Origin of the sequence: Desulfuromonas sp. AOP6 (genome assembly GCF_009731355.2) — a bacterium.
GTDB lineage: Bacteria > Desulfobacterota > Desulfuromonadia > Desulfuromonadales > SZUA-540 > SZUA-540.
Map to the genome: position 1 here is coordinate 1,020,001 of NZ_AP022810.1, position 12,702 is coordinate 1,032,702.

Below are 12,702 nucleotides of genomic sequence, written 5' to 3' on the forward strand. Positions count from 1 at the left end.
TAATCTGGATGCTCACCCCAATCATTTCATTGTCTTTATTTATTTTGCTCTTTAATGATTGGTTCTCCTGCACGAGCTGGGTTACCCTCATGGCGTTTTGAATACACAAGAGCACCTTTTCCAGGGAAAGTGGTTTTTCAATAAAGTCGTAGGCCCCGAGCTTGGTCGCTTTAACTGCGGTTTCAATCGTGCCGTGCCCACTCATCATGACGACGAGCTGGTCGGGAAAATCATCCCGAATACGACGCAGGGTTTCAATTCCATCCATGCCCGGCATCCAGATGTCAAGCAGTATGAGGTCCGGGGTCTCCTCACGTAAAGATTGCAGAGCTTCCTCACCGTTTTTGGCTAATACAGGTCGAAAACCTTCGTCTTGAAGTATCCCCTTCAGGCTTTCTCTTATGCTTTCTTCATCGTCAACAATAAGAATTGTTTTCATCGTTTGCCTTGTTTTGATTTCTGAGGAAGAGGTTAACCGGTCATAGGATTTTCACCGACGGGCAGTTCAACTATAAACTTAGTTCCTTTGGGATAGTTGTCTCGCACCCGGATGTATCCATTGTGGTCAGCGATAATGGTTGAAACAATGGCTAGCCCCAGGCCTGTTCCGGATTTCTTGGTAGAGAAATAGGGTTCAAACAGCCTGGGTTTATCCTCCGCCGGTATGCCGCAGCCTGAATCTGAAATGGTGATGATTGCCATTTGTAATGCTGGATTGTAGGCTGACCCCATGTGGATGGTTCCTTCGTCTCCTACGGCGCCAACCGCGTTGTCAAGCAGATTGATAAAGGCCCTTTTGATCTGATCTCTGTCAAGGTTAAATACAGGCATTCCTGGATCGGGCTGAAAGGAGAAGCCGATCTCTTTGTGTGCTTCCTGGTAGAGTCGCATTGCCTCGGAAAGTATTTCGTTGATATTGTTCGGGGTTGGATTGCTGGCTGGCATGCGGGCAAAACTGGAAAATTCATTGACGAGATTTTTAAGTTCGTCAACTTGTCGCACAATCATCATGGTGCATTCGTCAAAAACCGTGTCGTCCTTGGAAAAACGATCAAGATACCGTCTTCGAAGTCTTTGTGCGGAAAGCTGGATCGGTGTCAATGGGTTTTTTATCTCGTGGGCAATACGTCGTGCGACCTCTCGCCATGCCGCCATTCTCTGTGCTTTGAGCAAATGGGTCAAGTCGTCAAATACGACCACGGTTCCCATGAACTCACCATTCTCGTCGCGCAAAGTGGTTACATTGACTAAAAGAGTGATCTTGCTGTCCTGTATAGATACGGTGATTTGTTTGCGTACTGAATCCTTGCCCGAAGAAATAAGGTCCTTGAGAAGGTCCTTAATCATGGGCAGATGGTTGGCGTCAACTACCTCGCGAAAGTTTTTTCCAAGAATTTTCCCTGTTTTGATTCTCAATAAAAGCTCTGCCGATTTATTGATCGTAGTGATGTTGCCCTGTTTATCAAGCGAAATAACGCCGGCGGTCACATTTTTAAGTACAATCTCCATGTAGCGGCGTCGTTGATCAAGCTCCAGATTCGAGGCATGAAATTCCTGATTAGCTTTGTTGATGGCAGCCTGACTCTTGCGCAAGTCCGCGGTCATTTTATTGAAAGCCTGTACAAGGGTTCCAATTTCATCATCGCTTTGTACGTCAATCTTCACATTGAGATCGCCACCGGCGATTTTGTTGGTCGCAACAGCCAACTCCTGAATGGGTACGGTAATTCCCCGGGCAAGGTGAAAACCAAACCAGGTTGCCATGAAAATAATGACCAGCGCAATAAGAAGAAGAACGACGACATAGCTTTTCTGGATGCGCCCCTTGAGCAGTTTGCTGCTTTTGTACTGCTCGAAGGATGTGGAAATTTCCTTCATCTTGGCAACCAGACTATAGGGAACGTAGTAGTTGACGACAACTACGCCGACAACATCGTTGGGATTCCAATTGGAGTAAACGGGGACGATCCCCCGGATGAGGTCTGCTTTTCCTATGGGGGTGATCCGCGTGAATCGGTTGCCCTGGAGGGCCTCCCTTATATTGTCCGAACCTGGGTCAGTGAATTCAGAAGCAGGCACTTGTGGATTTGAGGCCCGCACAAGTTCCTCGTAAGTGCTTGAAAAGACCTCAACGATGCCCAGGTTGTATTCTTTCTGCTTCTGTTTGATGACTTCCACCAGTTTCGGTAGATTCTCCTGGTTGAGAAGTTTGTTGTCCTTGATGATCAGGGCGAGTTGTTCCGCATAATAGAGGGCATTGGCGGCCGAGTTTTTGTAGTAGGTCTGAGCGACATCCAGAGATTCCTGAAGTGATGTTTCGATCTGACTGTTGAACCAATTTTCAATGGTGTTGCTGATGAATCCGGCCGATACGAAAAAAAGCAACATCGTGGGCACGAGGGACAGGGAAACAAAAGCGATGACCAGCTTGGACCGCAGACGTGCGCCGGGCACGTTTTTGCGCCGCTCGAGAATGAGTTTAAATAAATTCCTGAAGATAAGGAAAAGCAGGAGGACAATGAACAGAATGTTGATGTTGATCAGCGCCAGAAGCAGGATGCTGTTGGAAACAGGGACACCTGAGGTGAGTTCAAAAAGCTGAGTTTCAAACTGCGAAAACAGAAGAACGAGACAGATTACCAGGATGATAAGAGTCCATTCGCGGCGTCTTTTCCTGGTTTCAAGAATGGGATCTTTATGTTTTTTCGTCTCTGGCGACATTTTTCCCACGAGTGGAGGTGTAATCTAAGGGCTCTATAACGTACGCTAAAATATCAGGACATGACTGTTGGCTGCAAACGAAAAGAGGCAACCCCTGTTCAGGCTGCCTCTTTTTATACAGATGTTGTTTTGTCCTACGCCTTAGATAAGGCAAGTTCAGTAGCGTAAGCGGGAGAGTTGGCGTTGAGGGCGTTATCGATTTCTTCCTCGGAAAATTCGACCAGTTTCCAGCAGTCAGGTGAAGACAGAATTTGCTCAACCATTTTATGGTTGATGTCATGCCCAGCCTTGAAGGTTTTAAAGTGGCCAAGAATTGGGTAACCCAGGAGGCTGAAGTCTCCTACGGAATCCAGTATCTTGTGGCGGACGAACTCGTCGCTGAACCGAAGTCCCTCCGGGTTGAGAATTTTGTCTTCGCCAATGACCACGGCATTTTCCATCGAGCCTCCACGGGCCAACCCATTGGCTTTAAGATATTCCACCTCTTTTAGAAACCCGAAAGTGCGGGCCGGTGCGATTTCTTTAATGAAGGCTTCGCGAGAAAACTTTAGAGACCGCTGTTGATGTGAGATGCAGGGATGCTCAAAGGCAATCTCGGCGGTGATGCGAAAAAAGCGAGAAGGAATCAGGCTGACGCGTTTTTCTCCGTCAATGACCGTGATAGGCTTGCGAACCGCCAGGAATTTGCGGCTGCGGGCCAGGTTGCTCACCCCGGCGTCCTGCAGCAGTTCCACAAAAGGAACAGAGCTTCCATCCATGACCGGAATTTCAGGGCCGTCGATATCCACGTGAAGGTTGTCTATGCCAAAGGCTGTAAGCGCAGCCATAAAATGTTCAACGGTAGAAACCTGCAAGCCATTTTTACCCAAGACCGTAGCCAGCCGGGTGTCCACAACATTGGCTGAAATGGCTTCAATGGAAACCACGCGATCTCCTTCGGAACGGTGGAAAATGATGCCAGTTCCTGCCTCAGCAGGCCGAAGGGTCATGTTGATCCGATGGCCGGAGTGAAGGCCTATGCCGGATATGGAGGTCGTCTGGGCTATTGTGCGCTGAAAAATCATAGACAGGGTTCTCCTGAGTATTAATGCAATCTGGTATGTCATTTTGTAGACGCCTGTTGCGCTGCAATAAGCTTGCCACTTTTTGTTTTCTTGTAAGTGTTCGATATTGTTATTGGTTTTTTCTGCCAGACGGGGTGGTGGGAGGGTGTTGTGGTGGAAAAAGTGGGGCTATGTGGTTTAAAAGCTACAGTTGATTTTCTCTCAAGAGCGCAGAAAAGAAGAGGTGGGACGGTTTGAGAAGTCTACAGTCGGCCAGAACGGAGAATGGCGACAGCAAGCCAAAGTCCTAGGAATCCGGCAATGGAATATCCCAGCAGACCTAGTATCGGGAAGTTGAATAGGAGGGGTCCCTTTTCGGTTTGCATGATAAGGGATGACCCCACAATAAGGGAGCCGATAACCAGGCTGAAGGAGAGTCTGTTGCTCGATTTGTCGAGATCGGAAATCATTTTTTCCAGTCCCCGGTGTTCCAGGTCGATCTTGAATTTGTTTTTGTTTATCCGGTTGATGAATTCCTTCAGGTCACTGGGAAGGGTTTTGGCAAAAGAACCATAGTCCTGCAGAACCTTCAGAAGCTCTTTTCCGAGGGCCGCGGGAGCCAGTCTTTCATGAATGACCTTTTCAAGAAAGGGCTTTAGATGGTCGATCATATTGAAGTCGGGGTCCAGTTGGCGTCCTATCCCTTCGATCGTGATCAGGGCCTTCGCCAGCAGGATGAGGTCAGAGCGAAACTTGATGCGATTATGGGAGAGAATTTCCACGAATTCCGACAGGAGTTTTCCCGCGTTGATTTCCTGTAAAGGAATTTCATAATAATCGTCGATGAAATCGGTCAAATCCCGGCGTAGATCTCTTATATTGGATTCGTCCGTGAGCTCGCCCGAATAGAGCAGCATGTTAATAATGCGGTCGACGTCTCTTTTAAGGACGGCGACAAGAAGATCGACCAGCTGGTATTTCAGACTGTCATCAAGTCGCCCGACCATGCCGTAGTCCAGAAAACAGACCTTGTCCTGCTCCAGGATATAGATATTGCCCGGGTGGGGATCCCCGTGAAAAAGGCCATGGATAAGGACCTGCTTGAGGATGGCGTCTGCTCCATGTCGGGCAATGGCTTTGAGATCGTGGCCCTTCTGCCGTAATTGATCGAAATGAGAGACCTTGATCCCGTCCACATACTCCATAGTCAGGACGGTTTCCCCCGTGTACTTCCAGAAAACCCGCGGGACATGGATTGTCGGATCATCGGAAAAGTTGGCGGCGAAACGGTCTATAGTGTGTCCTTCCCGGGAAAAGTCCATTTCTCGGTAGATCGTGCGCCGAAATTCTTTGACAATTCCGGTAGGATCGTACAGTTCGCCTGTTGGCAGGTGCTTCTCTACCAGATAGGCCAGTCCCATGAGGATGTCGAGGTCCGTTTCGACTATCTGTTCGATCCGAGGCCGTCGGACTTTCAAAACCACCTCTTCGCCCGTTGTCAATCGGGCCCGGTGTACCTGGGAAATCGACGCGGAAGCCAGAGGTGTGACAGAAAAGCAGGCGAAGAGTTCCTCGACGGATTGGCTCAGTTCCTGGGTGATCTGTTTGCGAACCTCGTCGGCTGGTATGGGAGGAACCTTGTCCTGCAGCTTTCGCAATTCTTCGATAAATTCGGCTGGTATGACGTCAGGGCGCGTCGACAGGAGTTGACCGAGCTTTATGAAGGTCGGCCCCAGTTCCTCCATGGCCAGGCGCAGGCGCTCTGCCTGGGTCAAACGTTCCAATTCTCTGGAGACCTTGCCCAAAGTTACAATCTTCCGTCCCAACTCAATGTAGTAGGTGATGTTGAGCTGCTCTATCAAGCCGCCAAAGCCATATTTGATAAGGATCGACAGGATGTCCCGATAGCGTCTGATGGAACGGATATTGCGATTGATGCGGGTGAAGGTCAGCATAGATTCTGGGATGTTATCCCCGCTCCTTTAACAGTTTCTCAAGGTGGGCCACTTTTTTACTCAGCTTTTCAAATTCATCGGTGGTGACGACTCCGGCTCGCTCGCAGGCTTTCTTGACCTCTTCCCGGGCCATTTGTTCAAGCTTCTGCTGGTTTTCCTTGGCTCTTTCCTGGAGATTGTTCAGAAACGCTTTGCCCTCTTCTTCGGTAATATTGAAGCGTTCTTTCATCTCCGCCAGCAGTTCTTCGGCTTTTTTCTGGCTCATGGCAACGGCACCTACTGTGGTGAAAAAAGTTTTCTCGAAAAATTCCAGCATAATGGCCTCCTTAAAAGATAAGATGACTTAGGCTGTAAGAGTTTATCACAGGGGAATGATCTTTCAAAGCTGAGCCAGGTCGCGTACCTGGGAAAGTACTTTGTTCATTGCCTTGGCCCCAGCCTGAATCGTCTCTTCAGCACGATTGAAATCCAATAGGGTGATCCCGTTAAGGTCGGGACGAATCAGAAGATCAGCTTCATCTTTCTCCAGTCTGAGAGAATTGATCTCATTTTCCATAATGGCAATGCTTTGGGCAAACACCTTTAAAATACCCGGAGGCTTGCGCTCCCCTTGCACCTCTTCACTGTATATGCTTTCGCGGTGTGTGTGACCGTTGCTCTCCGGGGGGGATCTAAAAAGTTTCTCCACCGCCTCGACAGTCAGAAGGTTCAGGAAACCGTTCCCCCTCTTTTCTTTCTCTTTTTTGTGAACCAGAAAATCCTCGGCCGTTTTTTTCTCAACCTCGGGAATTGTGCATACACCAATGGTGACATCAACACCCAGGTCACGAACCTGATTGATGGGCACAGGAATGCAAAGCCCTCCGTCAACCAGAAATCGATCGCCAAAGCGGACCGGCGGGAAGATGCCCGGAAAGGCAATGGCCGCCCTGATGGCATCGACCAGGCTGCCCTTTTTAATAATAACGTGTTCACCCGTTTCGATATCGGTGGTGACCACAGCCAGGGGAATGGAAAGCTCTTCAAAGGTGTGGACGGGAAGAAGGCTCTGGATAAAAGAGGCGACATTTTTGCCGTTAATGAGGCCCGACGTTGGCAGTGTCGGGTCAACAAGACGGGCCAGTTTTCGCCAGTCCTGCTTGAGAGCCACCGCCTCCATTTCCACCAGAGGGACACCCGCAGCATAGAGAGCTCCAATAAAGGCACCCATGGAGGTCCCGGAAATCGCGCTTACCGGAATTTCATTTTTCTCAAGTTCCTTGAGGACGCCGATGTGAGCAAGGCCCCGTGCCGCTCCGCTGCCAAGAGCAAGTCCTATGGATTTGGCCATAAATCATCACCAGAAGGGAATAGTGCATAGGTTAATGAGTCTTCTATCGGGAAGCCAGTATAAGGGGGGATCGCATGGTCTCAGCCGTGCCTCAGCGCCGAAAAATCCAAAAAAGAAGGGATAAGAGAGCCGAGATAAGAAGGCTTGTTCCCAATGGGATGTACAGGGTGAAATTCTCTTTTTCAATGCGAATGTCGCCAGGCAGTTTGCCTAGTAAGGGAATCTTGGGGCCATAGGTGATCCATAAACTGCAACAAGAAGAATGAGACCTGTCAGGATGAGAATTCTGCCTGATGCCATGAAATGCCTGCCTCGATAGAAGGAAATTGTAGTAGTTATAAAGAGGATATTTTGCCTCGGGCACGAAATTGAAAGATTTATTCATCCAGGATTTCCCAAGGGGGAAGCCCCTGCGCAGACCATATTTCCCTGGCGAGGGCTTCGGCCTCCTGCTGGTTCGACAAGTGCCTGTTGACCTGTTTGTATAGGGAATCCTTCAATGTTCGGAGATCTTTTATATACCGTTCAAGCAAGGTCGCCGTCAACTGCAACTCCTTGGGCAGCTCAGTTTCTGTCCGCTTTGTGTGCGAAACAAGGATCAGCGCCCTTGCCGCCTCCAAGCCTTCGACTTCCAGGGTGGTGCCGAGATCGTCCCGGAGGGTGTATTGTCCGAAAAACACCTCGCTGATGTGGAGGTGGGTCCGCCAGCGATAGAGGGTTAGCTGCGGTTTGTAGTAGTCGTATAGATACTGCTCTGGAAACAGGGGGACGCCGTCCTGGAAGACAAGGTCGCCAATACTGGTGACGAGGTCAGCCAGAGGAGGGCGTGTTCCGTCTCTTCGGGATTTTTTGGCCCTGACCGGACGCTTTAGTGGCTTGGGAAGCTTCTGGTCTGATTCATTGTCCATCCACAAGGAAAGCTCACTGTCAATGATGGCTCGGGGAACCCTTTCCCCTTCTTCCCAGGGGATGAGGGCCAGACTTTGCAGGATCTCGGCTCCAGGCAAGGGTAGGCCATGGTGAAGGATCGATTGACGAAGGTCTTTTTTGGATGGAAGTTTTGCCTGCCCAGCAATGACGCTCCAGAGGAATTGTCCCAGGGTGGACTGGGTGAAAAGGTAGATCTCACGCTCCTTTTCTGCAGGCCAATTGTTTGATTTAACAAGTTTCAGGGTGCCCGTTTCGAGCCATTTAAAGAGATAAGCAGGCAGTCGCAGTCCGAGAGCCAGAAGAGACCGGTGGCCAGAGCACAGGAGAGACCAGCTTACACTTCTGGTCTCTCCGCCGAGTTTTAGGGTGGTTTGTGCTCCCTCATCAACAGTTTTTTCGAGGCTTACCGTCAATCCATTGTCCCCTTCGGGTCTGATGCCGGTCAGGACGAAATATTCTTTAATAAGTTCGAAAAGAGGTGAACCGAAATCTTGATAAATCCAGGTGTCGGGAATGTGAAATTCTAGATCCGCCCCGTTCCCGGCCAATCCGAGGAGATGGATGAATTCCCAAGCCCAAAGGGGTGTTCCGGCTGGAAGGGGAAACCGGCGGTTTGGCCATGAACCGCGCAGAAGAGTGGCGAACTCCTGACGCTCCATCATCGAAGGAAGGCGGCTGTCACTCAGCGTGCCGATGAGCTTGTGCGGTGCGACCGGCGGCACGAAGCGCAAGACACTTGTCCCTTGGGCGATGGCTGGAGGAATGTGTAAGAAGTCCCGGAGCAGTGCCGTGTATGCCAGGATGGGCTGCGAGGCAATTTCCATGGACTTTTCGCCTGTATTCTTGATGCCGTCAGGGTGGACGAACAGGCAAGCCGTATCCCTGCTCAGCGTTTCTTCAGTGGGAAGCGGATATCCTCCAAGTTGTGAGGCATCCTTAGCCAGGAGTGATTGCAGCACATTGGTCAAAAACTCATGGTTTTTTCGCTGCGGTAATTGAAGCATACGACGAAAAAAATGATGGAAACGAGTGGCTGCTTCCTCTGGCAGGGGTTGTTCGGTCTGCTGGGGTTTCATGGCCTGCTGCAGAATTTCGGGAAGTGTATCCATCGCATAATTGGCGGCTCGTTCCAGCCCCTCCGGTTGGACCGATGGTGGCAGCCGATCATGGCTGATCAGCGCCAAAAGACGCAGCAGGGTCAGCGTCGCCTTGCGGTACGCCAGCGCATTCAACAAAGTCGGATCGGCACCGAGGCGGCTGGCTTCGCGGGTAATCTGGTATTGTTCCACGATGAAAGGACAGGCGGAAGTGATGGCGCCGAGGCAGAGGTTAACCAGATAAAACGGAGAGAGATCGGTGGGGGCAACGGCTCCTGTGACCGAAAGCATTTTGACCTCTTCCAGCAGAAGAGAGAGAGTCTCCCGAAAAGCTTCTTCACCCTCATCGCCAAGGCTTGAAAGTGCGAGTGTCTTGTGCTTTTGACAGCTGCCGGATTGAACCTCCCAGATGACAACCTCTTTTGACGCCCAGGAAATAAAATGCCTCAATCCCAGTGCTTCGGCGCAATGAATACCCGTGTCGTTAGCATCGTGGGTGTGCCCCGATGGGAAGAGGACAAGGCCGGCTGCCATGTAACTGTCCCGATTTATCCAGAAAATCAAGGGCGGCGACAATTCGCCCACAGATGTCAACAGGGAAGAAAAAACCTCCACCTTTTTCAAGGGAGAGCGGCCCAGCTGAATGTGCGATTCGGTCCATCGGGCCAGCTGTTCGGCAAAAAGTCGGGCTGTATGTGAATCCATAGGTGGTGGCCTAAACAGGGTGGTCAGAGGAAAGTCAGAATTGCCGTCACGGCAAGAGGGAACGCTGTAAGGGCAGGGCAGTTCAGGTCAGCGGGTAGAAGCGCCAGTCGGACCTATTTGGCTCTTAACTCATAATCAACTAGAAGTTGTTTGAGCTGTGCGATGTTCTCCCTCAACAGATCAATATTCTGCTGCAGCTTTTTGTTCTCCTGTCTACAACGCTCTGCCGTCGTCCCCAGCCTCTTGTTTTTTGATTCGAGTTCGGCCAAGGCCTCTCTCTGCTGCTGGACGGAAGCCTTCAGGTCGGCAAGATCCCGGGCCCGGGCCGTCCATGCACTTTCGGGGTAGTCGCGCTGGAGCGGTTCCCATGCGTCCGCAGAGCCTGACTCATTCCAGGTTTCGAAACCTTGCAGAAAGGCATCACGAGCCTGAAATTCTGAAGGATTAAGAAAACGGCCATGCTGGCAACCGCTCAGGAGCAGGCCAAGGAGGAGCAGGAATAGATAGCGCATAGTTACAGATTCCGTCTTCTGTTGATCAGATAGTTGCTTCCGGGCATTTTTTTCAGATGGTCCTTGATATTAGCGCATTCCCGGCTGATGGCCAAGGAGGATGGTGATTCGAGATTGTTGCTGCAGATAATGGCGATGGACAGGGTCAGAATAGGAAATTGCCGTTCTATGCCAAAGCGATCCTTGCCGAAGAAAAAGCCATTACGCCGATCTTCCTCTGTGTAGAATCGAGGGACTTCCCTGTCGAAACGTTCAATAACCTTTTTCGCAATGGGCTCAGCCAGCTCCGGTTCGGTTATCACCACATAGTCGTCTCCGCCGATGTGACCGACCAGGTCTTCGGGGGTTCCTTCCTGCCTTACGGTGTCATTGATGACATCCCCAACAAAGGCGATGACATCGCTGCCCGTCTTGTAGCCATAACGGTCGCCGAAGGGTTTGAAGTGATCCAGGTCAAGGTAAAGATGGGCAAAGCTTTTTCCCATTCGGACACGGGCTTCCAACTCCCGCTCAATGCTCAGCCCTCCCGGCAGATGGGTCAGGGGATTGGCGTCAAGTCGCACCTGCTCAAGCTCTCTTAGCTTGACCGCCATGGCGGCGAATTCGCGGGCGAGGTCGCCAAATTCATCCTTGGCGTGGATGTCTGGCTGGTGGTCAAAACTGCCGGCGGCTATGGCGTGTGTCGCCTGCACCAGTTTTTTGATAGACCGATGGATACTGAGAATAACCGTCAGAGCCACGGGCCCAGACAGAAAAAGTCCCATGAAGGTCAGGATGACAGCGACCTGATAGGCACGGGAGCTGTCTGCAGAAAAAGCGACGAGAGAGTTGTCGATGGTGTTTTCCTGCTGTTCGATCAGGGCGTCGAATTGGTCAATAATGCTGGAGCGCAGGGGGGCCAGGGTCTGGCGCGAAAAGCGTTCCGCCTCTTGCCAGGCCTGGGCCTTGAGGTAGCCGTTGCCTCTGAGCCGCTCTTCCTGGTAATTGGCCATTACCTCCGAGATGGCGACAAAGTCGATTTCCAGCGGCAGCGCGGCCAGATCCTTCCATAGGGCGTCCGCCTCCTCCTGACGGAAATTCAGGAGGGCTTGGATTTCAACGTCTTTTAGAATCAACAGTTGTTTCTCAAGTCGATCCTGGGTCAGTAGATTCTGCCGGAGATTTCGAGAGAGGTTGAGGGCATTGAAATCGACGGATACCAGTTTTTCCGAGCGGGTGGTCTGGGTGTGGAGACTGGCAAGAGCATAGATAATGGCTGTCAGGGTAAAAATGACAACAAGCAGATATCCTGCGGCCACCCTTTTGGTTACGGTCATGCGGATCGGTTTCATCTCAGAAGTCGCTTGCTTGGGCTCGAGGGAGTATCCCCGGGACCTCAGCTGAAAAGATCGCCATTGGTATCCTTGTCTGCGGGAAGGCGTTGAAAGTGTCGGTAGGCCAGCGGCGTGGCCATGCGGCCGCGTGGCGTCCGGTTCAAATACCCCTGTTGGAGAAGAAAGGGTTCGATGACATCCTCGATGGTGTCCTTCTCTTCACCCACGATGGCCGCAAGAGTTTCCAGGCCTACAGGCCCTCCTGCAAACTTGTCGATAATGGTCAACAGAATGCGGCGGTCCATGTTATCGAAACCCATCCGGTCAACTTCCAGCCTGCCGAGAGCCGAATCGGCAATGTCCCGCGTGATGACTCCATCCCCCTTGACCTGCGCGAAATCCCTGACCCGGCGCAGCAGGCGGTTGGCGATACGGGGTGTTCCACGGCTACGCCGGGCAATTTCAAGGGCTCCATCCTTCTCGGTGGGGATGTTGAGGATTTCCGCACTGCGCCGGACAATAGTAGCCAATTCCTCGTCAGAATAGAATTCGAGCCGTGAAATAACCCCGAAGCGATCCCGCAGGGGCGAAGACAGCAGTCCGGCGCGCGTCGTGGCGCCAACAAGGGTGAAGCGGGGCAGGTCGAGTTTAATTGTCCGGGCTGAAGGTCCCTGGCCGATAATGATATCGAGCTGGTAATCTTCCATGGCCGGATAAAGGACCTCCTCGACGACAGGAGAAAGGCGGTGGATTTCGTCGATAAAAAGGACATCCCCAGCTTCCAGATTCGTCAGAATGGCGGCCAAATCCCCCGATTTTTCAATGACAGGTCCGGAAGTGCTTTTCAGGCTGACTCCCATTTCATTAGCGATAATATTGGCCAGCGTTGTCTTGCCGAGGCCCGGCGGTCCGAAGAAAAGGACGTGGTCGAGAGATTCCCCCCGCTGCCGGGCGGCGTCGATAAAAATCTGGAGATTTTCCTTAGCCTTGGCCTGACCAATATATTCCCGGAGAGTTCTCGGCCTCAGGCTGCTCTCGAAGTTCTGGTCGTCTTCGGCTAAGTCGGGGGTAATGATTCTTTCAGTCATGCCTAAAG

General features: G+C 51.3%; 10 protein-coding genes and 1 pseudogene (1 of these 11 only partly in view). All 11 read right to left on the minus strand.

Translation table 11 applies throughout. The features are described 5' to 3' along the window. On the minus strand, nt 1-439 hold the 5' end (the start) of the coding sequence (locus AOP6_RS04865) for a sigma-54 dependent transcriptional regulator (RefSeq protein ID WP_155875483.1). The gene continues 929 nt to the left of window position 1, outside the view; 439 of the gene's 1,368 nt are visible here — the first part of the coding sequence; its start codon is at nt 437-439; the stop codon falls past the left edge of the window. Between the two features lie 32 nt (nt 440-471). Next, nucleotides 472-2,721, minus strand: a complete 2,250-nt coding sequence (locus AOP6_RS04870) for an ATP-binding protein (protein ID WP_155875484.1) — start codon at nt 2,719-2,721, stop codon at nt 472-474. Nucleotides 2,722-2,855: 134 nt separating this feature from the next. After that, nucleotides 2,856-3,785, minus strand: coding sequence for a UDP-3-O-acyl-N-acetylglucosamine deacetylase (gene lpxC, locus AOP6_RS04875; protein ID WP_155875485.1), 930 nt, complete (start codon nt 3,783-3,785; stop codon nt 2,856-2,858). Nucleotides 3,786-4,027: 242 nt separating this feature from the next. Then, nucleotides 4,028-5,719, minus strand: coding sequence for a 2-polyprenylphenol 6-hydroxylase (ubiB, locus tag AOP6_RS04880; RefSeq protein ID WP_155875486.1), 1,692 nt, complete (start codon nt 5,717-5,719; stop codon nt 4,028-4,030). 13 nt (nt 5,720-5,732) lie between these two features. Continuing rightward, nucleotides 5,733-6,035: a phasin family protein gene (locus tag AOP6_RS04885; RefSeq protein WP_155875487.1), complete on the minus strand. Its 303-nt coding sequence runs from the start codon at nt 6,033-6,035 to the stop codon at nt 5,733-5,735. Between the two features lie 63 nt (nt 6,036-6,098). Continuing rightward, nucleotides 6,099-7,049 (minus strand): patatin-like phospholipase family protein, encoded by a 951-nt coding sequence (locus AOP6_RS04890; RefSeq protein ID WP_155875488.1) that lies wholly within the window; start codon nt 7,047-7,049, stop codon nt 6,099-6,101. 91 nt (nt 7,050-7,140) lie between these two features. Continuing rightward, nucleotides 7,141-7,349 (minus strand): annotated as a pseudogene (locus AOP6_RS15385) (DUF2905 domain-containing protein). A 77-nt stretch (nt 7,350-7,426) separates the two neighbouring features. Continuing rightward, nucleotides 7,427-9,781: a hypothetical protein gene (locus tag AOP6_RS04900; protein ID WP_155875490.1), complete on the minus strand. Its 2,355-nt coding sequence runs from the start codon at nt 9,779-9,781 to the stop codon at nt 7,427-7,429. Nucleotides 9,782-9,894: 113 nt separating this feature from the next. Next, complete coding sequence (locus AOP6_RS04905; protein WP_155875491.1) at nt 9,895-10,293, minus strand: hypothetical protein; 399 nt, start codon at nt 10,291-10,293, stop codon at nt 9,895-9,897. A 2-nt stretch (nt 10,294-10,295) separates the two neighbouring features. Further along, complete coding sequence (locus tag AOP6_RS04910) at nt 10,296-11,609, minus strand: diguanylate cyclase (protein ID WP_225897360.1); 1,314 nt, start codon at nt 11,607-11,609, stop codon at nt 10,296-10,298. Nucleotides 11,610-11,668: 59 nt separating this feature from the next. After that, nucleotides 11,669-12,694, minus strand: coding sequence for a Holliday junction branch migration DNA helicase RuvB (ruvB, locus tag AOP6_RS04915; RefSeq protein WP_155875493.1), 1,026 nt, complete (start codon nt 12,692-12,694; stop codon nt 11,669-11,671). Nucleotides 12,695-12,702 lie beyond the last annotated feature (8 nt).